This is a genomic window from Parapedobacter indicus (genome assembly GCF_900113765.1).
GTDB classification, from domain to species: Bacteria; Bacteroidota; Bacteroidia; order Sphingobacteriales; family Sphingobacteriaceae; genus Parapedobacter; species Parapedobacter indicus.
Window position 1 is genome coordinate 774,540 of the sequence record NZ_FOQO01000001.1, and the last position, 21,828, is coordinate 796,367.

Annotated in this window: 24 protein-coding genes, 2 tRNA genes and 1 pseudogene; 21 read left to right on the plus strand and 6 right to left on the minus strand. The window is 44.6% G+C overall.

Annotation, left to right across the window (positions count from 1 at the left end; genetic code table 11):
* Positions 1-16: 16 nt before the first annotated feature.
* From BMZ56_RS03180 to BMZ56_RS03195, 4 genes are all read left to right on the plus strand, one after another.
* A complete protein-coding gene (locus BMZ56_RS03180; protein ID WP_090624113.1) occupies positions 17-1,291 on the plus strand; it encodes a DEAD/DEAH box helicase in 1,275 nt (424 codons plus the stop codon).
* A gap of 36 nt (positions 1,292-1,327) precedes the next feature.
* The gene (locus BMZ56_RS03185) at positions 1,328-2,236 is read left to right on the plus strand and encodes an IS1595-like element ISBbi1 family transposase (RefSeq protein ID WP_005807145.1); all 909 of its coding nucleotides are present in this window, start codon (positions 1,328-1,330) and stop codon (positions 2,234-2,236) included.
* A 71-nt stretch (positions 2,237-2,307) separates the two neighbouring features.
* On the plus strand, positions 2,308-3,123 hold the full coding sequence (gene sul2, locus BMZ56_RS03190; protein ID WP_001043260.1) for a sulfonamide-resistant dihydropteroate synthase Sul2: 816 nt from the start codon (positions 2,308-2,310) through the stop codon (positions 3,121-3,123).
* 86 nt (positions 3,124-3,209) lie between these two features.
* On the plus strand, positions 3,210-3,512 hold the full coding sequence (locus BMZ56_RS03195; protein ID WP_000251875.1) for a phosphoglucosamine mutase: 303 nt from the start codon (positions 3,210-3,212) through the stop codon (positions 3,510-3,512).
* Between the two features lie 49 nt (positions 3,513-3,561).
* On the opposite strand, the pseudogene BMZ56_RS26225 reads toward BMZ56_RS03195, so the two are convergent.
* Positions 3,562-3,666, minus strand: a pseudogene (locus BMZ56_RS26225) (IS1595 family transposase); the annotation flags it as partial.
* A 119-nt stretch (positions 3,667-3,785) separates the two neighbouring features.
* Here BMZ56_RS26225 and BMZ56_RS03205 point away from each other — a divergent pair.
* Complete coding sequence (locus tag BMZ56_RS03205) at positions 3,786-5,396, plus strand: hypothetical protein (protein WP_090624119.1); 1,611 nt, start codon at positions 3,786-3,788, stop codon at positions 5,394-5,396.
* Between the two features lie 1,012 nt (positions 5,397-6,408).
* On the opposite strand, the gene BMZ56_RS03210 is transcribed toward BMZ56_RS03205, so the two are convergent.
* Positions 6,409-6,777, minus strand: coding sequence for a nuclear transport factor 2 family protein (locus tag BMZ56_RS03210; RefSeq protein ID WP_090624122.1), 369 nt, complete (start codon positions 6,775-6,777; stop codon positions 6,409-6,411).
* 306 nt (positions 6,778-7,083) lie between these two features.
* A complete protein-coding gene (locus BMZ56_RS25390; protein ID WP_143072829.1) occupies positions 7,084-7,383 on the minus strand; it encodes a hypothetical protein in 300 nt (99 codons plus the stop codon).
* A gap of 95 nt (positions 7,384-7,478) precedes the next feature.
* On the opposite strand from BMZ56_RS25390, the gene BMZ56_RS03220 reads away from it, so the two are divergent.
* The 8 genes from BMZ56_RS03220 to BMZ56_RS03250 all read left to right on the plus strand — a co-directional run bounded on the left by BMZ56_RS03220 (position 7,479) and on the right by BMZ56_RS03250 (position 12,370).
* Positions 7,479-7,886 (plus strand): VOC family protein, encoded by a 408-nt coding sequence (locus BMZ56_RS03220; protein ID WP_090624128.1) that lies wholly within the window; start codon positions 7,479-7,481, stop codon positions 7,884-7,886.
* A 249-nt stretch (positions 7,887-8,135) separates the two neighbouring features.
* Positions 8,136-8,267 carry a hypothetical protein gene (locus BMZ56_RS25930; protein WP_256213768.1) on the plus strand — a complete coding sequence of 44 codons (132 nt, stop codon included), beginning with the start codon at positions 8,136-8,138 and terminating at the stop codon, positions 8,265-8,267.
* 101 nt (positions 8,268-8,368) lie between these two features.
* A complete protein-coding gene (locus BMZ56_RS03225) occupies positions 8,369-8,782 on the plus strand; it encodes a VOC family protein (RefSeq protein WP_090624134.1) in 414 nt (137 codons plus the stop codon).
* Positions 8,783-9,311: 529 nt separating this feature from the next.
* Complete coding sequence (rpsU, locus tag BMZ56_RS03230) at positions 9,312-9,503, plus strand: 30S ribosomal protein S21 (protein WP_090624137.1); 192 nt, start codon at positions 9,312-9,314, stop codon at positions 9,501-9,503.
* 81 nt (positions 9,504-9,584) lie between these two features.
* Positions 9,585-10,466 carry a tyrosine-type recombinase/integrase gene (locus BMZ56_RS03235; protein WP_090624139.1) on the plus strand — a complete coding sequence of 294 codons (882 nt, stop codon included), beginning with the start codon at positions 9,585-9,587 and terminating at the stop codon, positions 10,464-10,466.
* Between the two features lie 15 nt (positions 10,467-10,481).
* Positions 10,482-10,829: a ribosome hibernation-promoting factor, HPF/YfiA family gene (gene hpf / locus BMZ56_RS03240; protein ID WP_090624142.1), complete on the plus strand. Its 348-nt coding sequence runs from the start codon at positions 10,482-10,484 to the stop codon at positions 10,827-10,829.
* Between the two features lie 241 nt (positions 10,830-11,070).
* Positions 11,071-11,850 carry a ComEA family DNA-binding protein gene (locus BMZ56_RS03245; protein ID WP_090624145.1) on the plus strand — a complete coding sequence of 260 codons (780 nt, stop codon included), beginning with the start codon at positions 11,071-11,073 and terminating at the stop codon, positions 11,848-11,850.
* Entirely contained in the window at positions 11,843-12,370 is a 528-nt protein-coding gene (locus BMZ56_RS03250) for an adenine phosphoribosyltransferase (protein ID WP_090624147.1), read from the plus strand. The genes BMZ56_RS03245 and BMZ56_RS03250 overlap by 8 nt, the downstream gene beginning before the upstream one ends.
* Positions 12,371-12,384: 14 nt before the next feature.
* Here BMZ56_RS03250 and BMZ56_RS03255 read toward each other — a convergent pair whose 3' ends face one another.
* The gene (locus BMZ56_RS03255; protein WP_143072831.1) at positions 12,385-13,317 is read right to left on the minus strand and encodes a DUF6263 family protein; all 933 of its coding nucleotides are present in this window, start codon (positions 13,315-13,317) and stop codon (positions 12,385-12,387) included.
* A gap of 183 nt (positions 13,318-13,500) precedes the next feature.
* On the opposite strand from BMZ56_RS03255, the gene BMZ56_RS03260 reads away from it, so the two are divergent.
* Together BMZ56_RS03260 and BMZ56_RS03265 are read left to right on the plus strand one after the other, a co-directional pair.
* Positions 13,501-14,652 (plus strand): acyl-CoA dehydrogenase family protein, encoded by a 1,152-nt coding sequence (locus BMZ56_RS03260; protein WP_177195012.1) that lies wholly within the window; start codon positions 13,501-13,503, stop codon positions 14,650-14,652.
* A gap of 44 nt (positions 14,653-14,696) precedes the next feature.
* The gene (locus BMZ56_RS03265) at positions 14,697-15,479 is read left to right on the plus strand and encodes a TerC family protein (protein WP_090624152.1); all 783 of its coding nucleotides are present in this window, start codon (positions 14,697-14,699) and stop codon (positions 15,477-15,479) included.
* Here BMZ56_RS03265 and BMZ56_RS25550 read toward each other — a convergent pair.
* A complete protein-coding gene (locus tag BMZ56_RS25550) occupies positions 15,463-15,606 on the minus strand; it encodes a hypothetical protein (protein ID WP_177195013.1) in 144 nt (47 codons plus the stop codon). The genes BMZ56_RS03265 and BMZ56_RS25550 overlap by 17 nt on opposite strands.
* Before the next feature lie 57 nt (positions 15,607-15,663).
* Here BMZ56_RS25550 and BMZ56_RS03270 point away from each other — a divergent pair, with 57 nt between their 5' ends.
* From BMZ56_RS03270 to BMZ56_RS03285, 4 genes are all read left to right on the plus strand, one after another.
* On the plus strand, positions 15,664-16,779 hold the full coding sequence (locus tag BMZ56_RS03270) for a M42 family metallopeptidase (RefSeq protein WP_090624154.1): 1,116 nt from the start codon (positions 15,664-15,666) through the stop codon (positions 16,777-16,779).
* 32 nt (positions 16,780-16,811) lie between these two features.
* Positions 16,812-17,120 carry a DUF3467 domain-containing protein gene (locus BMZ56_RS03275; protein WP_090624156.1) on the plus strand — a complete coding sequence of 103 codons (309 nt, stop codon included), beginning with the start codon at positions 16,812-16,814 and terminating at the stop codon, positions 17,118-17,120.
* A 244-nt stretch (positions 17,121-17,364) separates the two neighbouring features.
* Positions 17,365-17,438, plus strand: a tRNA-Arg gene (locus BMZ56_RS03280).
* Between the two features lie 183 nt (positions 17,439-17,621).
* Positions 17,622-17,706 (plus strand) — tRNA-Ser (locus BMZ56_RS03285).
* A gap of 61 nt (positions 17,707-17,767) precedes the next feature.
* On the opposite strand, the gene BMZ56_RS03290 is transcribed toward BMZ56_RS03285, so the two are convergent.
* Positions 17,768-18,856, minus strand: a complete 1,089-nt coding sequence (locus BMZ56_RS03290) for an acyltransferase family protein (RefSeq protein WP_090624158.1) — start codon at positions 18,854-18,856, stop codon at positions 17,768-17,770.
* 239 nt (positions 18,857-19,095) lie between these two features.
* Between BMZ56_RS03290 and BMZ56_RS03295 the strand changes: the two genes are divergently transcribed.
* Together BMZ56_RS03295 and ggt are read left to right on the plus strand one after the other, a co-directional pair.
* Positions 19,096-20,106: an NAD(P)H-dependent glycerol-3-phosphate dehydrogenase gene (locus BMZ56_RS03295; RefSeq protein ID WP_090624160.1), complete on the plus strand. Its 1,011-nt coding sequence runs from the start codon at positions 19,096-19,098 to the stop codon at positions 20,104-20,106.
* Positions 20,106-21,821, plus strand: a complete 1,716-nt coding sequence (ggt, locus tag BMZ56_RS03300; RefSeq protein WP_090624162.1) for a gamma-glutamyltransferase — start codon at positions 20,106-20,108, stop codon at positions 21,819-21,821. The genes BMZ56_RS03295 and ggt overlap by 1 nt, the downstream gene beginning before the upstream one ends.
* The last annotated feature ends 7 nt before the right edge of the window (positions 21,822-21,828 follow it).

Genomic DNA, 21,828 nt, shown 5'->3' on the forward strand with positions numbered 1-21,828 from the left:
AACCAATATAAAAATTATGGCGTATTTCTCCTCAAACTATAACCGGATTAATTATCCAATAAGCGACGGTGCTACTCCCGGATTACGTAACGCTCAAATTGGAGCGATTCACGCGATAGGGGCTCATTTTTCTATACACGATAAAGAACCTGCTTTGATTGTAATGCCAACTGGATCAGGAAAGACTGCTGTTCTAAATCTCTCAGCGTATTTATTGCGGGCTAATCGAGTTTTGGTCATTAGTTCCAGTGTTTTGGTTAGGGGACAGATTAAAAATGAATTTTCTACTTTAAAGACTTTAAAAGAATCGTCTGTCTTTGCGAAAGATATTCCGACACCGACTGTTAAGGAAATTAGATCCCCGATTAAGTCTATGGAAGAGTGGGAAGCCCTTAAAGATTTTGATGCGGTTATTGGCATACCTAATAGTATAAACGAGGGCATTAACCTTGCGTTTGGCCCACCTAAGAATTTATTCGATTTAATCTTGGTGGATGAAGCACATCACGTTCCCGCTTTCACTTGGACTAATATCATCGAAGCATTTCCTCACGCAAAAAAAATATTCTTTACTGCTACACCATTTCGGCGTGATAAGCGTGAAATCAAGGGAAAGATTGTATTCAGTTACCCTCTATCAAAGGCATATGAGGATAAAATTTTCGGAGATTTAGGATATTATCCTGTTTTGCCAAATAATGAGCATCCTGATTTAGCGATAGCTAAAGCTACAGAAGCTGTTTTTAAGGAAGACAAAGAAGCAGGCTTACGACATTTCATTATGGTTAGAACAGAAACAAAGGAACATGCCGATGCTTTGGATACACTTTATAAAGAGAATACCTCATTAAGTCTTATTAAAGTTGATAGTACCAAAACCTATAGTTTTATTAAGAAAACCATCGAAAAACTAAAAGCGGGAGAACTCGACGGTATCATCTGTGTGGATATGTTAGGCGAAGGCTTTGATTTTCCAAATTTAAAAATTGCAGCGATACACAGCCCCAAAAAGTCTTTAGCGAACACGATGCAATTTATAGGAAGATTTGCCCGAACGAATGCTGCTGATATCGGTGAAGCAAAATTTTTGGCTATTCCAAGCGATATAGAGATAGGTAAAAAAAGATTATATGCGGAGGGCGCGATTTGGAACGATATCATTAAAAATTTAAGTCAAGAAGTGGTTGATGCGGAAGACGAAATAAAACGCACACTCGATACATTTCATCGTAAAAAGGAGGTGGATCAGGGAAAACAGATTTCATTTCTGATTCTCCGCAAACACACCTAATATTTTTAGTATATTAGCGCTCAAAAAGCAGGGATTATGAACATATTCAGTTTTACGGCTCATTTCGGTTCGGAGGAAGATTGTCGTTTGCATTTCAAGGAGCAGCGTGATAAGGAAGGGGTTGTCTGCAAGCGATGCGGGGGCACTTCCCATTATTGGTTACAGGGTAAATGGAGTTATGAATGCAAAGGTTGCCGTTTCCGCACCTCGTTGCGCAGCGGTACGATCATGGAGAGCTCCAAGCTGCCGTTTCTGGTGTGGTACAAAACGATGTTCCTGATGAGTTGCACAAAAAAGGGATTCTCCACCAACGAACTCCAGAAGCAATTAGGATTGAAGCGTTACGAACCGGTATGGGCGATGGTACACAAACTCCGCAGGGCGATGGGCAACCGGGATGCAAGGTATACACTGGAAGGGATGATAGAACTGGATGAGGGTTACTTTTCGGTGGCCAGTAAGGAAATCGAGCGAGGCAAGGGTACACGTGGCCGGGGAGCCGAGGGAAAGCAGAACGTTGCGGTGATGGCCGAAAGCACCCCGTTGGAAGATATCGAAACGGGCAAAAAGGAGAAGCATGTGCGTTATTTCAAGGCCAGGGTACTGGATAGCCATCAAAGTGAAGGAATCAACGGCGTGGTCAGGGACTGCATGGAGGATGATGCCATCGTATTTTCGGACAAAAGCACTTCTTACGTTGACATCTCCGATCTGGTGGAATTGCACGTCACCGAGAAATCAGACGCCAAAACCACCAAGGAAACACTCAAATGGGTGCATATCGCAATCAGTAATGCAAAACGGACATTGCTGGGCAACTACCATAAAATCAAAAGGAAATACTTACAGTTGTATCTCAACGAGTTTATTTACAAATTAAACAGACGGTATTTTGGAGACAAACTCTTTGACAGACTAGTAATTGCGAATATAACAGGTGCATAAACGGATAATCAGAATCTTTAAACATCCTAATTAACTACCTGCGGATTTTAGGTATTATTATAGAAGCCCCCATGAATAAATCGCTCATCATTTTCGGCATCGTCAACATAACCTCGGACAGTTTCTCCGATGGAGGCCGGTATCTGGCGCCAGACGCAGCCATTGCGCAGGCGCGTAAGCTGATGGCCGAGGGGGCAGATGTGATCGACCTCGGTCCGGCATCCAGCAATCCCGACGCCGCGCCTGTTTCGTCCGACACAGAAATCGCGCGTATCGCGCCGGTGCTGGACGCGCTCAAGGCAGATGGCATTCCCGTCTCGCTCGACAGTTATCAACCCGCGACGCAAGCCTATGCCTTGTCGCGTGGTGTGGCCTATCTCAATGATATTCGCGGTTTTCCAGACGCTGCGTTCTATCCGCAATTGGCGAAATCATCTGCCAAACTCGTCGTTATGCATTCGGTGCAAGACGGGCAGGCAGATCGGCGCGAGGCACCCGCTGGCGACATCATGGATCACATTGCGGCGTTCTTTGACGCGCGCATCGCGGCGCTGACGGGTGCCGGTATCAAACGCAACCGCCTTGTCCTTGATCCCGGCATGGGGTTTTTTCTGGGGGCTGCTCCCGAAACCTCGCTCTCGGTGCTGGCGCGGTTCGATGAATTGCGGCTGCGCTTCGATTTGCCGGTGCTTCTGTCTGTTTCGCGCAAATCCTTTCTGCGCGCGCTCACAGGCCGTGGTCCGGGGGATGTCGGGGCCGCGACACTCGCTGCAGAGCTTGCCGCCGCCGCAGGTGGAGCTGACTTCATCCGCACACACGAGCCGCGCCCCTTGCGCGACGGGCTGGCGGTATTGGCGGCGCTGAAAGAAACCGCAAGAATTCGTTAACTGCACATTCGGGATATTTCTCTATATTCGCGGTTCAGCAGGCATGTCCCCTTTGAGGGCGACCCGACGACAGGATAATCGACCTTATGGTGCGCAAATATTTCGGCACAGACGGTATTCGTGGCAAAGCCAACGAAGGCGCGATGACGGCGGAAACCGCCTTGCGCGTCGGCATGGCGGCTGGCCGTGTCTTTCGTCGCGGTGACCACCGCCATCGTGTCGTGATCGGCAAGGATACGCGCCTGTCGGGCTATATGCTTGAACCCGCGCTCACAGCCGGTTTCACCTCGATGGGCATGGACGTATTCCTTTTTGGCCCGCTGCCGACAACGTATAGGAAGAATAAACGCCCTTTTCACCCAAGTCCAACAGCTTTGGACCGCAGTTGACTCTTTCGACACCCCTGCGATGCAACCCAATCCGGCTGACGGGGAGCCAGCAACGCTGAAAATTTACCCTCCTCTTTCCCACTAGCGGCTCCTTGAAATGCAAACGACAATCTTCCTCCGAACCGAAATGAGCCGTAAAACTGAATATGTTCATAATCCCTGCTTTTTGAGCGCTAATATACTAAAAATATTAGGTGTGTTTGCGGAGAATCAGTTTCATTTTATAATCTTAATCCTTATTGTCACGTTAAGGTCTACAAAGCAGAAGGGGTATTGCTTAATTCTACTTTAGATATTTCAGGTCATCAGACAATCCATCATGCCATCAGCGAAGAGATGAATACGGCTATATATATTACGAAAGAGATAGAAAAACCTAAATGGATTATATCAGATGATTTGATAAATGTTAAACACTATTTTTTCTTGATTTATTTTGATGAAGACAGCCAGTTGCTGTTTATTCATTCTTCAATTAAAACTCCTCAATTCTATGACTCGCTAATTGAACGCTTTGCTATCGGGAAATATGGACGCATTTCTAAATATCAACTTAATAAAGTGTTAGCGGACATAAAAAATCCCGAATTTTTTAATATTGGAATGCAAAATCGTTCCGCTAACAGCGGGGAATCTTATAGGATAGTTGCAGGACCAAATGCCGAAACATCAATAAGAAAGAGCCACGGCAAAAATTATGCAAATGGTCACGTTTTCATGAAAGGATTGTCTGATGGAGACAATGTGACAGTTGGATACAGTAGTGGTTCTAAGGTTTGGAGTAATGCGTACCAAAGAATCCCGGACTATATAAAGTGGTGCCAATCGTTGGCAAAGAAAATCGTTAGCGACAAGGTCGTAAAAACAAACACTGCATTTGACGACTTACCTATAGGCGTGGTAGTAGATCAGTTTCCATTGCAAGTCCATGGCGCCACGTGGAATGGGATGACTTTTAATGAATTTCCTTTAATCAACGAAGTAAATGAGGATGAGATTGTACAAACTAATCAATTGCTTGATTTCGAAATCATCATAGATAATGAAAATAGCAGTTTAGATGAATTGTGTATAGTTTTGGTTCATGAGGATTTGTCATATAAGCTTAGCTATAACTTCACCGATCATTTTAAATTAATTGAACCGTTGGAATGCGATCTGTTTATAGAAGTTAACGGAAATCAAATACCACTTATTGACTATTTTAATGACAATCCTTTTCAATTTTATTTAGACAATTTTGCAACGGTGAGCAATCATGAATATTTTGCTCCTCCAGATGAAAAGGATTTTCAATTTGATAGCAGCAGAATCGTTCAAATAGATTGGGTAACCTCTAATACGGATATAAAAAAGGAGTTTTATAAAAACCAACAAGACAAAGTAGATAACGCTAATAAAAATTCGATCCATGAAACTTTGAATGAGAGATTGATGCAGAATGGACATTCTATTTTGATTTACGATCATGGTACAGGAGAAGTAGCGGATTTTATTGCATTTCATGAATACGATGATCGAGTTGAAATAAATCTATATCATGTGAAAGGCTCTGGTGGTGTCGCCCCGGGAGATAGAGTAAATGACGTGTACGAAGTATGTATGCAAGCGGTGAAATCACAGGCATGGACTTGTAATAAACAAACATTTCGTCGCAAAATTTTAGATCGAGTTTGCAATCATGATGAGAAATTTCTAATTGGAGATTCAAACCTTTTTAAAACCGTGATGGATTCGGGTAAACGAATAGAATTCTTTTTTACAATAGTCCAACCGGGAATATCGCAAGCTGACTTTTCTCCAAAGCTAAGTTACATTTTGGCTGCGGCTGACGATTACATAACCAATAATGGTTATCAGTCAATGATCGCATTGGGAAGCTAGATGGGTTAAAATGACAAAAAAACGTTACAAATGTGTTACGGCGTAAAATTTCGTGGTTTCAAAAAATCTTCATATATTGCTCTTGCAAGTCGGAAACGACGATTTTGCACCGTGTAAAAAGGTACAGACCGAAAGTCTCATAATCTTTTGGTCCCTGGTTCGAGCCCAGGTGGGCGCACAATCGAAAAGTCGTTTCTCCGTGAGGGAAAACGGCTTTTTTGTTTGTTAGGGCTTTTTAGGAGCAGCCGACGTACCAGTATGGAGCGGAAGCCGTATATTCCTGGGATCGCATATACAATTAACGCGTCCCGTTCTTCCTTTCGTCGAATAATTTATGCCATTGACAATGATGGCTACAACATGACAAATATTAATTTAATCAAATGTTTCATCTTTAATATTCGTCACCTTTTTCGGTTCCGCTATTCGGCAGTTTCATATGCACTATCGGAAATGGCCGGCCGATAAATGGCTTTCAAACACGAAGCAAATCATTCAAGATGTTGTATTGGCCCATGATGTGCAAGAAGCAATTAAATGGATTTACTCGTTTTTTGTTGCAACCCAGTAGGTCATAGTAATCAACAAGCCGATAGTATGGCTTACGCTATTATGGGGTTTAGACGGAGGTAGCAATCGATAGTCCCCAATTATGGGGAAATCGTATCTTTAATGGCTACGATCGAATCGATACCAAATCGAAATCGTATTATTGGGTATTCATGGAAATCAGAAGTTTGAGGATTTTTGATTTGCTTGAACACAGGCAAAAACTTTCACTGATCAATGCAACGCCATATGAGTGTGGAATTGCAGTTTTAACGTTCAAAATTAGTCATGGAAATTGATAATTGATTTAACAAGTATGCGTTCGGTCACTGGTGCTATGATCCTTTTCAGAGCGTACCTTCCGATTAAGCCAATCCACCGATATTCCACGCGATAACTGCTTTGGAAGCTGTGAGCCCGGTGTTTTGTTGAGATAACCGACTCTTCATTCAACCTAAACCTGCTAGTATTCTCTCTTTTCCAGATCGGTTTCCGTGTGCATGGCGCAGCGCCAGCTGCCTTCCTCTTTTACCCAGGTCGACGTACAGGCGCATTTCATGGCTTCGCCGTCATAATCCAACTCGATCACGTATGCAATCAATGCATAGTCTTCTGCCGTTTCGATTTGTTCGTCAGCAATGTTTTTTATGCGCATTTTCTTCCCGGCGCCCTGCTCAAACATTTTTTTGTAGGCCGGCTCGTCCACGCTCATGACGCCGCGCTTGCCGGCGACCAAGCAGGGGAATTTGGTCAGGTCTTTTACTGTTTCATAGTCCTGCTTGTTCATCGCATCCCAGTATTTCCGTTCGAGTTTGCTAATTTCCGTTTTCATGGCAATTCCGTTTTTTATAGTTTGTTAACATCCACCGGAATCAAAACGTTCAACGATGTTTCCACTCCGCCTGTAAGGCGATCAACTGGGTTATCCGTTTCGGTGTACCGGAATTGAACGCATGGGCGTCCCTGTCAATCTAGACCGGGATGTTATTGAATGCATATCCATACAAAGCTAACAGTTGCGCGGAAGAATGGTTTTCCCTGATCGCTACCTATCTTTAGGTATTTTTCAGATTGTGGATAACTATCGGTTGCCCCGGCTTATCTTTATGGTCGATGATACCCCATGGAAGAGCCAATTTTAACTGAACAGAAACCCGCATACGTCGGTCTGCCGCTGCGGATCACCTTCGCCGGCAGCGACCATGAATTGCGGCTGTTGCAGAAGGAGGTGGACCGACGGGCCTATAGTCTCCGTATCCGGCTCGACGACGAGCTGCATACGCTGGTCAATCCGGGTGACGGCTGGCGTTTCGAAACGGGAGCGGGCAACGCCGCTTTCGCGCAGGCCATCTGGCATGCCGTCTCCCTGCGGTATCGGCTGTGACCAACTTATAAAGAACGTTCTTTTTGTCTCAGCATCCCCTTTATTATGGCTCAAATCACCAGCGCTGAATAGGTCTCAAAAACCGATAATTGCTAAGGTAGTGGCAAATGCCACACAAGTTTATTCACTAATACCAAAATAGTCGAACAATGAATCAAAATCCAAATGCAATCTGCTGGTTCGAAATCTATGTCGATGACATGGAAAGGGCCAAAAAGTTCTATAGCGCCGTATTGGGCATCACCTTTGACGATATGGCTGTTCCAGGTGGGGCTGGCGATTTCAAAATGTCCGCCTTTCCGGCCGATCCCGATCCGGAAAAAATGGCGGTGGGCGGCGCCCTTGTCCAGATGGAGGGAGCACGGGGTAGCGGTGGACCACCTGCTACCAGTAGCATTGTCTATTTTCCCTGCATGGACTGCAGTGTAGAGGAAAGCCGGGTGGAAGCGGCCGGCGGAAAGGTGCATAAACCCAAATTTTCCATCGGTGAATATGGGTTCTGTGCCATCTGCCTCGATACTGAAGGCAACACCTTCGGATTATATTCCATGCAATAGGATTCTTAGGGCGACCGGATGTATTTTGCAAAACGGCTTGCCATTAATTGTCCGTACGTTTTAAACGGTTTCTTTTATTGAGGATGCCAAGGGTGAAAAAGGCAACGCTGCTAAGCGACAGGAACGTCCGTAGGGTATGGTGTTGCTCCCCCCGATTTTGCCTGGAAGAGCTTCAGTGGCGGGTGGAACGAAATCATGGGGAGATGTTGCCGGAGTTTTTGGACAAAGAAACGTTGGATAATAATTGATATGGAAAACAGAGTCATTGAGAAGGCCATCGAGATAAACGTGTCGGTAAACAAGGTCTGGCGCGTTTTTTACCGACTCCGGGGTAACCAGGCAAATGGGCGGATATTACAACACGGACTGGAAAATCGGTAGCTCATTCGGTTTCAGGAAAACGGGCGGCAACAGGTTGACGTGTGGTATCCGCAGTCAAGCGGCCCCGAACCTTTTTGGATAATAATAAAGATTTAAGAGCAATGAAGATAAGAACCACAGTGGTCTGCCTGCCGGTCCGCAACCTTGAAAGAACCCTTGCATTTTATCGGAACGCGCTCGGGTTTTCCGACGCAACCAATGACGAAGGGACGATTGTACTGGAGCTTCCTAACCTTTCACTATTCCTCATGGAAAAAAATGCCTTCGAGACGTACAGCATGAAAGCCAGGCGGGTAGCACAATTCCCCAATGACGGCGCGGGAGTGGTAATCAGTTGCGCAGTGGAAACGAAAGAAGAGGTGGATACGACGTTGGAAAAGGTGCTTGGATATGGCGGTGCCGTACCAGGTGGCGCGTCAAAGGACGAAACGTCCGGCGGGTACATCGGGTACTTTTCCGATCCCGATGGGTACCTTTGGGAATTGGTATACCCATCGTCGAATATGGGGAATTAACACTCGCAAAGGTGTCAAATACTCACTTCTTCCGCACGAACTCGGCCAGGATGGCGGACGTCCCCAATCCGATGTCCACCGCCCAAATCAGTCTCTGCACGATATTGGCAGCGGTATAAGCACACGATTACCCAACGGGTCTTTGAACGCGGAAATGATGTCGAGAAGGAGATACTATCTTTTCCATGTCGCCTACAACATGTTGGCGGGTATAGCGGACGTGGAATGGATAAGGGACAAGTGAGAAGGGCAGAAAAATGAAAGGTTTCCAAACGGGGAGAATGGAAACCTTTACTAACCAATTATAAACCTAAATTATGAAGTTACAAAGATAGTGTATTTATTACGCTAAGCCAAATTTTTTGGCTTTTTTATGTGGTACTTCCCTAAAGGTCCGCATAAGGATGCGACCACTGTGCCTCCTCGGCAAAGAATAGCTTGTGGTGGAGACAAAGTAGAATTTGCAGATCTGAAAAAAATCATTACCTTTGCAGTCCAAAATTTTGTGCGAAAGGAGGTATAACAGGATATGATCATCGTAAATGTAAAAGAAGGCGAATCGTTGGACAGGGCATTGAAACGTTTCAAGAAGAAATTCGAGAAAACCGGTGTGTTGCGCGAATTGCGTGCCCGTCAAGCTTATGAGAAGAAATCTGTTACCCGTCGTATACAAGTCAAGAAGGCGATTTATAAACAAAGCCTCAATCAGGATACGATCTAAGGAATCGAGAGATAGCAATTTATTTGCAACATCTGAAAACTATCTGTATATTCAGCATTTGGAATATAAAGGTAGTTTTCGATGTTTTTAGAGCGTTTTATAAATTTTATTCAGTATGAAAAGCGTTATTCCGGCCATACGCTCACGGCTTACCGTCATGAGATCCATCGGTTCATTGGCTATCTGGCTGAGTATGATTCAGAAGTAGATAAGGTTACCCACCGTGAAGCGCGATCGTATTTAGCAGCATTGCTCGAAGATGGTCAAAGTCCGACAAGCATCAACCGAAGTCTTTCTGCCCTTCGTACCTACTACAGATTCTTAATGCGCGAAAGCAGCGTGACGCAGAATCCCTTTGCCTTAATCAAAGCCCTGAAAACCCCGAAAAAACTTCCAGTGATAGTGGATAAAGACAAGTTGTCATTGCTGCTGGATATGGAGGGTGTATTTCCAGATTCGTTTGAGGGAATCCGCGATAAGACAGTCATGGAGCTGTTGTTTGGAACCGGTATCCGATTGTCGGAATTATTACAAATCCATGTGAATCACATCGATTTCTACAATCGGAATATCCTTATCTTTGGTAAACGGAACAAAGAAAGATTGGTGCCGTTGAACGAAACACTGATGAAACAGCTTCAACTTTACATTAACGAAAAAAAAACGCAACATTTTGATAACAATTCAACGGGTTTAATCGTTACTAAAGAAGGGAAACAGGCTTATCCCAAATTGATCTATGACATTGTAAAACATTATCTTGGTGCAATTTCCTCGCAGCAAAAGAAAAGTCCCCATGTACTGAGGCACACGTTTGCGACGGCTCTGCTTGATAACGGGGCTGATTTGAACGCGATCAAAGAGCTGTTGGGGCATGCGGGGCTTGCGGCGACGCAGGTATATACACATAACTCGGTCGAACGACTTAAATCGGTTTATAAACAGGCCCATCCAAAGGCTTAAAAAAAGGAGGAATCTATGAATATCATCGTGCAATCGATTCGGTTTGATGCGGACAGAAAATTAATCCAATTCATCCAAAAAAAAGTGAACAAACTTGACCAGTTTTTTGACCAGATCATCGATGGCGAATGCTACTTGAAACTGGAAAATGTGGAGGACGAAGCGAATAAGATTACAGAATTTAAACTGAACATACCTGGCAGCCAGCTGTTTGCCAAGGCACAGGCGAAATCTTTTGAGGAAGCCACGGATATTGCGATTGAATCGCTGCGGAGACAAATTAACAAACACAAAACGAAAACACGTACTAACGCTAGTAATCATAAGGAGCTTCTTTCAATGGTAGATGAGCGCCTTGGATAAGCTTTATTTATATTGATGGAGTATACAAACCGACAGGCGTTCAGCGGCTGTCGGTTTTTTTTAAAAAATAGTTGTTACCTTTGGGTACCAAAACCCAAAGATAATCGTGTTTAAATGGTTTGAAAGATACTTCGCATTTAGTCGCCGAGAATTAAGTGGCATCTGTGTATTGGGTGTATTGTTATTCTTCTTTTGGTTAACCCTAAAGTTGCTACCTGCTGATGACGGTGACCCAATTGAGATGGCCAAACATGTCAGAGAAATAGAACACTTTGTGGCTACCGTAGGCGAACCGAGGCAATCCGTTGCCGAAGCCGATCCGGCGTCAACCCACCGAAAAAAGCAGAGGATAGATGTCGAATATTTTGCGTTTGATCCCAACGGCCTATCCGTTGCCGATTGGAAGCGGCTGGGACTTTCCGAAGGACAGGTACGGGTAATTAAGAATTACGAGGCTAAAGGCGGGCGGTTTCGGAAGAAAGAAGATCTAAAGAAAATCTATTCCTTAAGCGACAAAGACTACATGCGGTTGGAACCTTATATCCGTATCCGATCAGCTGATTCGGCACGAAACGTAGATACATTGTTCGAAAGTGAACTACGCCTATCGCCGCAATTGTCTATTGAACTCAATGCAACTGATTCGATCGAATTGCAGCTGTTGCCTGGTATAGGTCCGGTGTACGCGTCACGTATCATACGATTCCGTGACCGCTTGGGGGGATTTCACCATATATCCCAGCTGATGGACGTCTACGGTATGGATACGACACGGTTTAAGGGATTGAAGGAGCACGTCTTTATAGACAGTAACCATGTTGAAAAAATCGAAATAAACTTGGCAGACTACGAGCGTTTAAGGGACCATCCGTTCATCAGTCCTAAATTGGCGAATGCCATGGTGCAATATCGCAAACAACACGGTCCCTATCAGTCGCTCTCCGATTTATTGCAAATTGCGATTATGGATGAAGGGATTTTTCGTAAGATTGTACCTTATTTAATGATATCCGATGATTGACCAGCAGCTTAAGGATGTGATACGAGATGTACCTGATTTTCCGAAACCGGGTATTGTGTTTAAGGATATTACGCCCATTTTAAAAAATATCCACCTTTGCCAACGCATTTTAGAAGCGTTTATGGATCGCCTACAGCCAGATACGATCGATGTGGTGGCTGGAATTGAAAGTCGAGGCTTTTTATTCGGATTGTGGTTAGCACAGGAGCTTGGAAAGCCTTTTGTACCTATTCGTAAGCAAGGGAAGCTGCCTTATCATACCGTGGCTCAAGCGTATACATTGGAGTATGGAGAGGCAATCATTGAAATCCATGAAGACGCTTTCAAGCGTGGCGCGCGAGTGCTTATACATGACGACTTGTTGGCTACGGGCGGTACGGTCATCGCGGCCAGTGAACTGATTCAGAAATTGGGAGGAAGCATTGCTGGATATGCATTTGTCGTTAGCTTGGATTTCCTTGAAGGTAAAAAAAAGCTGGCTGATTACAGCCAGCAGATTGTCTCTTTGATCGCTTACTAAAGAGAAAAGTGTTGTTACAACTTTTTACCAGTGATGGTAATGTCCGAAGTGATGCGCATCGGTATTTGCATTCCCTGTATTTCGAGGGTTCCGCTGATGTCTTGCTTCAAAGCGGTCCGCACGGGTAGCCCAGACTTAACGTCCACTTCTAACATGCCCTTTTGGGTGCCGTTTAAATCGAATTCGGCTCCCTGAAGTAGCGGGTTGTTACCGTCTTCTAGTTTGGAAAAGACCATTTGTCCATCAACGGCTAGGAAGGCCGAATTGCCCGTTATGTCGGAAAGAGAGAACTCCGAGGTTGCAGTCGAATGCAACATGCCGGCGATGGAGCCGGAAGAGCTTTTCGTCCAGTTATCGCCTTTACCTACCGTTTTATTTGGGTAAATATTAGTGATTTGATTCATACTCTGGATCATGGACGAATCTCCAAAACTTTGCTTCAATATTTCAGCATGCTGATCATCAACCGATCCAATAATTTCCGCTAGCCCTTCGATGCTTTCTACCTTTCCTTCTTTATTGATGTGCATACGAAAAGATTTACCAACCAGATTAGATAGCACTTTCAATTCACCTGTGCTGGCATCGGGATTGTTGGAGTCAAAGTGTAGCTGTTGCATTCCGCCCGCTACATCGGTATCCATCTTGATGGCGCTGAGTGTGACGTTGATGGCGGTTATGCCATCTTCTACGGTTTGAACGTCGTAAATATAATCTGAAGACATGTCCTGTTTCGTGACCACCTTCTGTCCCATCATTTCTTGTATGATGTCCTGTTTGACAATAGATGAAAAAAGATATTTGTCGCCCGGCTTTAGGTTGAACTTTAACTCTATTTCTTGTATTTTATGCGGAGCGGTCATTTTCCATATTGGTTGATCTGCTCGTATGCCATTATACATTAAAAATAGGATGGACAATAGTCCCAATACTTTTGTATGCCTCATAATTTGTTTTTTCAAGTATTATCAAATTTGTCTTCAAAAGTAGACTTTATGACGATTTTACGCATGTATTTTTTATAAAATCCGAAATCATACCAAAAACCATTTTATTCCATATTATACGGTATTTTCTTTGGTTTGCTTTTCTGAAGGCATTCCTTATTATTGTATAAATACCAATAAATTATGCATACAGAATCAGCAGCGAGAGGGGATGAAAACCGAGATATGATACGTCAAATGGTGCACGAGTTTGCGGAAAGGGATATCCGTCCGCATGTAATGGAGTGGGATGAGAAACAGATTTTTCCGCTTGATACCTTTAAAGCTATGGGGCAACTGGGAATCATGGGCGTATTGGTGCCAGAGGAATATGGTGGTGCAGGTTTAGGCTACAACGAATATGTAGACATTATTGTGGAAGTAGCCAAAGTATGTGGCGGCATCGGTTTGTCGCTGGCGGCGCATAACTCGTTGTGCGCGGGGCATATCCTGACGTCCGGCAACGAAGCGCAAAAAAAGCAATGGCTTCCGAAACTGGCTGCTGCCGAATGGATCGGCGCCTGGGCGCTTACTGAGGCGAACACGGGTTCAGATGCGTTGCGTATGGCTACTACCGCTGTCTTGGATGGCGATGCATATGTAGTGAATGGCACAAAGAACTGGATAACGCACGGGATGAGCGGCGATGTAGCGGTAGTAATGGCACGGACAGGCGAGAAAGGTCGCTCTCACGGTGTTTCGGCCTTTGTCATTGAAAAAGGCACCCCTGGATTCGCGCATGGGAAAAAGGAAAACAAACTAGGTATGCGCGCTTCCGAAACCACCGAACTTATTTTCGACAATTGCCGGGTGCCTCGGGAAAATTTACTCGGTGCCGAAGGAGAAGGTTTCAAGCAGGCCATGAAGGTACTGGATGGTGGCCGGATATCGATCGCGGCGCTGGCATTGGGTATCGCGAAAGGTGCGCTGGAAGCTGCTGTAAACTACGCGAAGGAACGACATCAATTTGGGCAGCCTATTGCTAATTTCCAAGGAATATCGTTTAAGCTGGCAGATATGGCTACGGAAGTTGAGGCGGCGGAACTGCTGATCAGACAGGCCTGTGCGTTAAAAAACAAGGGAGAAGAGGTAACCAAAAACTCGGCAATGGCTAAATATTATGCGTCGGAAATCGCGGTACGGTGTGCTACGGAAGCTGTTCAAATTTTCGGGGGCTATGGATATACCAAGGATTTTCCGGTAGAAAAATACTACCGCGATGCCAAATTATGCACCATTGGGGAGGGAACTTCCGAAATCCAAAAGCTGGTCATCGCCAGAGAAGTATTGAAGTGAAATTAGCGACTAATCATTACCTTTGGCGATCGAATTTATAAATTATGGAATGGCTCTTAAATCCTGAAATCTGGATTTCACTGCTCACATTGACGGTGCTGGAAATTGTACTGGGAATCGACAACATTGTTTTTATCTCTATTTTAAGTGGCAAACTTCCACATGAACAGCAAAAGAAGGCCAGGCAACTTGGATTGTTCCTTGCCCTGATTATGCGGGTCGGATTGTTGTTTTCCGTAAAATGGATTATGTCGTTGACGAAACCCTTTCTAAAGCTAGGCGAGTGGCTGGGCATTCAACATGAACCTATCAACCACTACCTTAATCTCTCCGGAAGGGATTTGATTCTATTACTAGGCGGGTTATTTTTAATTTATAAAGCAACTTCCGAAATTCACACAAAGCTGGAAGGGGAAGAACATCGCCACGAGGTGAAGGGCAGGGCCATTACTTTTGGTAATGTCATTTTTCAGATTATTATTTTAGACATCGTGTTTTCTTTGGACTCGGTTATTACAGCGGTGGGTATGGTAGATCACATCGAAGTCATGATTGCGGCCGTTATTATTGCCGTGGCAATCATGATGTTATCTGCAGAATCTATCAGTCGCTTTGTAAATCAGCACCCTACTGTAAAAATGCTGGCGCTGGCATTCTTGATACTCATCGGGGTATCGCTTACTGCGGAGGCGTTTGAACAACACATTCCTAAAGGATATATCTATTTTGCGATGGCGTTTTCGGTTTTGGTTGAGTTTTTGAATTTAAAAGCAAAAAAGAAACGGTCAAATCCGGTTGATCTTGGGCCGCCTACAGCGAATGAATGAGTGCCCAATACCGGAAGCCCAAAATAGCCTGTTGGCTTTTGGTCAGTGTGGCGGGGTCTTTGCCCGAATATTTGGGCAGCAGCCGGTTGTTGAGTTTGACAAGTAACTTAAACAGTACTTTCTTCATTTATTTCCTAAATTTGCCCACAGCTGATTTGTTCATTTCCTTTTATTCAAATTTAACATGGCTAAAGCAAAAAAAGAAGAAAAGCAACATATTTCTGTAGTAACTTCCAAATCCCTTCGCTTTTTTGAGCAATACATCAATAACCCTTCGCCTACGGGCTTTGAATGGCAGGGCCAACGTATGTGGTTGGATTATCTGAAGTCTTATGTGGACGAAACGTTTACAGACGCCTATGGAACCGCTGTAGCAGTGATCAACCCAAAGGCGGAATACAAAGTGGTCATCGAGGCACATGCCGACGAAATATCGTGGTTTGTGAATTACGTTACCAAAGACGGACTAATCTATGTGATCCGAAACGGGGGATCCGACCATCAGATCGCACCTTCCAAGCGGGTAGATATTCACACGGAAAAAGGAATTGTCAAAGCGGTTTTCGGATGGCCGGCAATCCACACACGTTCGGGAGAAAAGGAAGAGAGCCCAACGTTGAAAAACATCTTTCTGGATTGCGGCTGTACCAGCAAAGAGGAAGTGGAGGCATTGGGTATACATGTAGGATGTGTGGTTACCTATGAGGATCAGTTTATGGTGCTGAACGACCGTTATTATGTTGGACGCGCGCTTGATAACCGCGCAGGTGGTTTTATGATTGCCGAGGTGGCCCGTTTGCTTAAAGAGAACAAAAAGAAGTTACCTTTCGGTCTGTACATTGTCAATTCTGTACAGGAAGAAATCGGTTTGCGGGGCGCAGAGATGATTGCACACCGGATAAAACCCGATCTAGCCATTATCACGGATGTCACACACGATACACAGACACCAATGATTAACAAGGTCACGCAAGGTGATTTGGCCTGCGGCAAAGGTCCTGTTGTTTCCTATGCTCCGTCCGTACAGATCAATTTCAATAAACTATTGGTCGATACGGCCATAAAAAAAGAAATCCCCTTCCAGCGGCAAGCTTCGTCACGGTGGACCGGCACAGATACCGATGCATTTGCCTATTCGAATGAGGGAGTTCCGTCGGTGCTGATCTCGCTGCCGCTGCGTTACATGCATACCACTGTTGAGATGATTCATAAAGAAGATGTAGATAACGTGATCCGTTTAATTTATGAGGCTTTGTTAGCGATTAAATCAGGACAGGATTTCAGAACGTTTGCGCAATAATCATATATTCTCTTGTTAAATATAGAAACACGATGGCAGAAAAAAATGAAAACCAGCTGAACATAGAGCTGGCGGAAGATGTTGCCGAAGGGGTCTACTCCAATCTGGCGATCATCACCCATTCCAATACGGAATTTGTGCTCGATTTTATCCGTGTGATGCCCGGCATCCCGAAGGCTAAAGTAAAATCAAGGATCATATTGACGCCAGAGCACGCAAAGCGGCTTCTGGGCGCATTGAATGATAATATCGCAAAATTCGAGGCGGCAAACGGTAACATCAACGCGCAGGATGATCCACCGTTTCCAATGAATTTCGGGGGGCCTACGGCACAGGCTTGAGCTAGGCGTTTCTTGGCTTACTAAAGATTGCCATAATGAACGCGATAGCGGCTAGGATAATCAGGATATTAAATAGACCCTTCAGCGCATACCAAAAGATACCGATGCCCCAAATTACAAGCAGGATCAAAGCCAGAATAAATAGAAAACTTCTCATGATGTTTTTCAATAGGTAACCATAAAATGGATGGATTGTTTTTGCAATTCAGGCAAGTTTAGCTATTTTTGCATCGATTTTGCAGGGGCCCCAATAGCTCAGCTGGATAGAGCAACGGTTTTCTAAACCGTCGGTCTCAGGTTCGAATCCTGATTGGGGTACAAAGAGAAACCTTCCGGTCATCAGCGACCGGAAGGTTTTTTTATTGTAAAAGCTGCTTTCCATGTGTTGGTATTTTAATTTATTACCGTGTCCTTCACGCAGTTGGCGATTTTGGCGGCTGGGAATGAAAAAAAAGGTATAATTGAATTTGCAATATATCGCAGAGTTTGTACTTTTGCGCCGGAGAGTTGGCAGAGTGGTCGAATGCGGCGGTCTTGAAAACCGTTGTCTGTAACAGGACCGGGGGTTCGAATCCCTCACTCTCCGCGAAAGAAAGAGCAGCTTCAAAAGCGGCTCTTTCGTCGTTTAGATATATAACCTGAAAGCTTTATTGCTTCGTCTTTCTCAAACGGTAACCAAGCTTGATAGAGGGCTGCTCAATATATTTATAGGTAAAGTAAGCTACAATAAACACAAAGATAAATATAAGAATGGTTTTGAGGGGTGCCCAAAAGAAATGATGCCCCAGTACATCAAACCAGGATAACATCACCGGTAAAAACGGCTGATGTATAAGATAAATACTGTAGCTGACAACGCCAACGATCGCAATTATTTTATAAAGACGGTTGTCGATATTAATTCGGGCGTATAACATCCATTCGAAAAATGCCACCCAGGCAAATACTGCGACTTGACCGGCTAATTCCGCGGAAATAAAATATCGTGATAGGCCTATCGCCATGAAGCCCATTAAGGCAATAAGCAGGTTGTATCGTCCAAACAATCGTTTGTTATTCAAATAACATTCCGCCAATAATGCACCGGCACACCAGTTAAACCACCAATAGCCGACAACAGAAATTAAGGCAATATACTTAAAGTCGGGATAGACAATGCGACTTAGGAATGAATTTATCGGGACTAATAAGAAAATAATAAGTACTGTCTTTTCCACGCCTAATTTTTTTCTCATGAATAGAAACATCGGATAGATCAGATAAAGCTGCATTTCAAGTGCAAGGCTCCAAAAAGACGGGTTAATCGAAAAAATATACGTGTCGGATAAATTATGTACTAATAAAAGATGTGTAAGCAAATGTCTGATACCGTAATAGTCATTCAGGTAATAGTATATGCCGGCGCCAGTGACACAGAAAACAATCAGTGCTAACAGATAAGGCGGATAAATCCTCCAGAATCTTTTACTATAGAATGTGACGATATTTAGGGGTTGTTTTCGGGACAGAAATCCTAAATGGATAAGAAACCCGCTAATGATCAAAAATAGTTGTACGCCAGTCCAACCCGAAGCCATGGGAACCAAATTCAACAAGATAATTTTAGCACTGGTGGGCTCAGCAGTTTCAAAACCAGGAAATAGATATAGTTGAGAATGGTAAACAAATACACAGATAATCGCTATGCCACGCAAGATGTCTATACGTGCTATGTGTTTTTTCGTTTCGATAATCATATTTAAGTTTACGTGGGATACAAAACTATAACACAAGGGGTGAAACTAATGTAGGTTATTTACTACATAATCGAAATAACTCACATTGGCTAAGCATATTCAAACTTCTTCAACTATTTGCTAACTATTCCGTATTTCTGAATCGAGATAATTAAGATTGACAACATCCAGTATACGGCTTGAATAAAAAACGAGATCCAATGTGGCGGAAACGGCAAAAAAGGGTATTTTTGCGGGATATGACAGACTTAGCGAAGCCAACGGTGGGTGTTATCGGAAGTGGCAGTTGGGCAACTGCGATGATCAAAATGCTGGGCGACAACAACGCTGATAAGTCTGTGCATTGGTGGGTGCGCAATGAAGATACTGCCGAATACATCCGTACATTCAGGCACAATCCTAATTACCTGAGTGCTGTTACGGTCGGTATACCGAAACGTCATATTCATACCGACGTTCGAGTGGTAATTCGATCGGTAGGATTGATCATTCTTAATACACCTGCAGCTTTTTTAAAAGATGCACTGAAGGATATTACGCCTGATATGCTGCGTGGCAAAATCATCGTATCGGCCATTAAAGGTATTGTGCCAGACGAAAACCTGATTGTCGGTGATTTTCTTCAGCAGAAATATCAGGTGCCGATCGGCCAGATTGCGGTTATCGGTGGACCCTGCCATGCCGAAGAGGTGTCATTGGAAAAACTCTCTTACTTAACTGTGGCCTCTCAAAACACAGAGGTAGCGGCAGTGGTAGCTTCTCTGATTAATACGCGATATATTAAAACCAATGTGTCCGACGATATTTATGGAACGGAATACGCCGCAGTCCTAAAAAATATCTATGCGGTGGCAGCTGGTATTTGTCACGGTGTCGGGTTTGGCGACAATTTTCAGGCGGTGTTGGTGTCTAATGCGATCCGGGAAATGTCCCAATTTGTGAACGCGGTACACCCCATCGGTCGTGATATCAAGGAGTCTGCTTATCTGGGTGATTTGTTGGTTACGGTCTATTCTCAGTTCAGCCGTAATCGTACCTTTGGGAATATGATCGGTAAAGGGTATTCCGTTAGGTCGGCACAGTTGGAAATGAATATGGTAGCCGAAGGGTATTTTGCATCAAATTGCATCCAACAGATCTGCATTAAATATGGTATTGATCTGCCCATATGCAATGCGGTATACGATATATTATACCGAAATTTGTCTCCGGTACCAGAAATGAAAAAATTAGCGGATAAACTGACCTGATGGAAACGAGTTGTCTACATGCTATAAACAGGCGATGGTTTTCCTATCTATTGGCATTCCTGGTCGTTTCCGGTATTTCGTGCGATTCAATCAAACAAACTAGTCGCCGGTCATACTGCAATGGATTGGTGGTGTCGGCCCATCCTGAAGCATCGGCGGTAGGATTGCAAATACTGCAAGAAGGGGGCAATGCCATTGATGCGGCTGTGGCTGTCCAGTTTGCGTTGGCCGTTGTCTATCCCAATGCGGGCAATATCGGCGGCGGAGGTTTTATGGTTTACCGCAGCGCTGAGGGAGATTTTGCTGCGTTGGATTTCCGGGAAGCTGCGCCCGGCGCAGCCACAAAAGATATGTACCTCGACGCAGAAGGTAATCCCGTAACAGAACTGAGCTTGAGAGGACAACTAGCCTCGGGCGTACCAGGCTCCGTTGACGGTATGGTAAAGGCACATGAAAAATATGGCAAACTGGAATGGCCAATGTTATTGCAACCGGCCATTGAGCTAGCCCAACGGGGATTTCTGATAACCGAAATGCAGGCTACTGAGTTAAATGGTCGAAAGGAAAGTTTCAGAAAATACAATCCGAAGGGAACTGCCTTTTTGCGGGATGCAAAGTGGGCTGCCGGTGATACCTTGATTCAATTAGAATTGGCACATACATTATCGTTGATCAGCCAGCAGGGAAGGGCAGGTTTCTATGAAGGGGAGACTGCAGACCGGATTGTCAGGGAAATGGAACGGGGAAATGGCATCATTGATCACGAAGATCTGAAAAATTACGAGGCGAAATGGCGGGAGCCGGTGTCGTCAGCTTATCGGGGTTATCGGATTGTGTCGATGCCCCCCCCATCAAGCGGCGGAATCGCATTGATTTCCTTACTTAAATCCGTGGAGGCCTATCCATTATCCGAATGGGGATTTCAACAAGATTCAACGATGCGTGTCATGATAGAGGCCGAACGTCGCGTTTATGCTGACCGAGCCACTCACTTGGGCGATCCCGATTTTTATAAGGTTCCACAGTCTAGACTGATTGATTCTTCTTATAATGCCGAGCGTATGCGGAATATTAATTTCAAATATGCGTCGTTTAGCAGCGATATCTTTGCGGGTAGCCTGCCGAACGACGAGTGTGAAGAAACTACGCATTTTTCCATCGTGGATCAACAAGGGAATGCGGTGTCTATTACCACTACGCTCAATGGGTCGTACGGATCCCAGGTGGTAGTTTCTGGCGCGGGATTTCTATTAAATAACGAGATGGATGATTTTTCCGTTAAACCGGGCACGCCCAACATGTATGGATTGGTTGGTGGCTCGGCCAATGCCATTGAGCCCGGAAAGCGGATGCTTAGCTCAATGACCCCCACCATTGTAGAAAAGGATGGTAAATTATTCATGGTAGTGGGTACACCGGGAGGCTCGACCATCATAACATCGGTATTCCAAACTATTCTCAATGTCGTCGATTTTGAGATGGGAATGCAAGAAGCAGTGACCGCTCCGCGGTTTCATCACCAATGGCTGCCCGATGAAGTGGCACTCGAAAAGGAAGCCGTTACTCAGCCGATCCGGTATTCGTTGTCTACTACTGGGTATAAACTGATCGACCGAAATAGTATCGGAAGGGTCGACGCGATTTTGGTTTTACCGGATGGGAGCTTGAGCGGCGGCGCAGATCCTCGCGGAGATGATAAAGCGATGGGTTACTAATTAGGTT

What these genes read in the sequence shown, in the direction of transcription:
- BMZ56_RS03295 (WP_090624160.1), top strand. Translation starts at nt 19,096, where the DNA reads ATGACAGACTTAGCGAAGCCAACGGTGGGTGTTATCGGAAGTGGCAGT.
- BMZ56_RS03235 (WP_090624139.1), top strand. Translation starts at nt 9,585, where the DNA reads ATGTTTTTAGAGCGTTTTATAAATTTTATTCAGTATGAAAAGCGTTAT.
- ggt (WP_090624162.1), top strand. Translation starts at nt 20,106, where the DNA reads ATGGAAACGAGTTGTCTACATGCTATAAACAGGCGATGGTTTTCCTAT.
- rpsU (WP_090624137.1), top strand. Translation starts at nt 9,312, where the DNA reads ATGATCATCGTAAATGTAAAAGAAGGCGAATCGTTGGACAGGGCATTG.
- BMZ56_RS03260 (WP_177195012.1), top strand. Translation starts at nt 13,501, where the DNA reads ATGCATACAGAATCAGCAGCGAGAGGGGATGAAAACCGAGATATGATA.
- BMZ56_RS25930 (WP_256213768.1), top strand. Translation starts at nt 8,136, where the DNA reads ATGGAAAACAGAGTCATTGAGAAGGCCATCGAGATAAACGTGTCGGTA.
- hpf (WP_090624142.1), top strand. Translation starts at nt 10,482, where the DNA reads ATGAATATCATCGTGCAATCGATTCGGTTTGATGCGGACAGAAAATTA.
- BMZ56_RS03210 (WP_090624122.1), bottom strand. Translation starts at nt 6,777, where the DNA reads ATGAAAACGGAAATTAGCAAACTCGAACGGAAATACTGGGATGCGATG.
- BMZ56_RS25550 (WP_177195013.1), bottom strand. Translation starts at nt 15,606, where the DNA reads ATGAAGAAAGTACTGTTTAAGTTACTTGTCAAACTCAACAACCGGCTG.
- BMZ56_RS03220 (WP_090624128.1), top strand. Translation starts at nt 7,479, where the DNA reads ATGAATCAAAATCCAAATGCAATCTGCTGGTTCGAAATCTATGTCGAT.
- BMZ56_RS03255 (WP_143072831.1), bottom strand. Translation starts at nt 13,317, where the DNA reads ATGAGGCATACAAAAGTATTGGGACTATTGTCCATCCTATTTTTAATG.
- BMZ56_RS03225 (WP_090624134.1), top strand. Translation starts at nt 8,369, where the DNA reads ATGAAGATAAGAACCACAGTGGTCTGCCTGCCGGTCCGCAACCTTGAA.
- BMZ56_RS03245 (WP_090624145.1), top strand. Translation starts at nt 11,071, where the DNA reads ATGGCCAAACATGTCAGAGAAATAGAACACTTTGTGGCTACCGTAGGC.
- BMZ56_RS03185 (WP_005807145.1), top strand. Translation starts at nt 1,328, where the DNA reads ATGAACATATTCAGTTTTACGGCTCATTTCGGTTCGGAGGAAGATTGT.
- BMZ56_RS03265 (WP_090624152.1), top strand. Translation starts at nt 14,697, where the DNA reads ATGGAATGGCTCTTAAATCCTGAAATCTGGATTTCACTGCTCACATTG.
- BMZ56_RS03250 (WP_090624147.1), top strand. Translation starts at nt 11,843, where the DNA reads ATGATTGACCAGCAGCTTAAGGATGTGATACGAGATGTACCTGATTTT.
- BMZ56_RS03275 (WP_090624156.1), top strand. Translation starts at nt 16,812, where the DNA reads ATGGCAGAAAAAAATGAAAACCAGCTGAACATAGAGCTGGCGGAAGAT.
- sul2 (WP_001043260.1), top strand. Translation starts at nt 2,308, where the DNA reads ATGAATAAATCGCTCATCATTTTCGGCATCGTCAACATAACCTCGGAC.
- BMZ56_RS03270 (WP_090624154.1), top strand. Translation starts at nt 15,664, where the DNA reads ATGGCTAAAGCAAAAAAAGAAGAAAAGCAACATATTTCTGTAGTAACT.
- BMZ56_RS03180 (WP_090624113.1), top strand. Translation starts at nt 17, where the DNA reads ATGGCGTATTTCTCCTCAAACTATAACCGGATTAATTATCCAATAAGC.
- BMZ56_RS03195 (WP_000251875.1), top strand. Translation starts at nt 3,210, where the DNA reads ATGGTGCGCAAATATTTCGGCACAGACGGTATTCGTGGCAAAGCCAAC.
- BMZ56_RS03290 (WP_090624158.1), bottom strand. Translation starts at nt 18,856, where the DNA reads ATGATTATCGAAACGAAAAAACACATAGCACGTATAGACATCTTGCGT.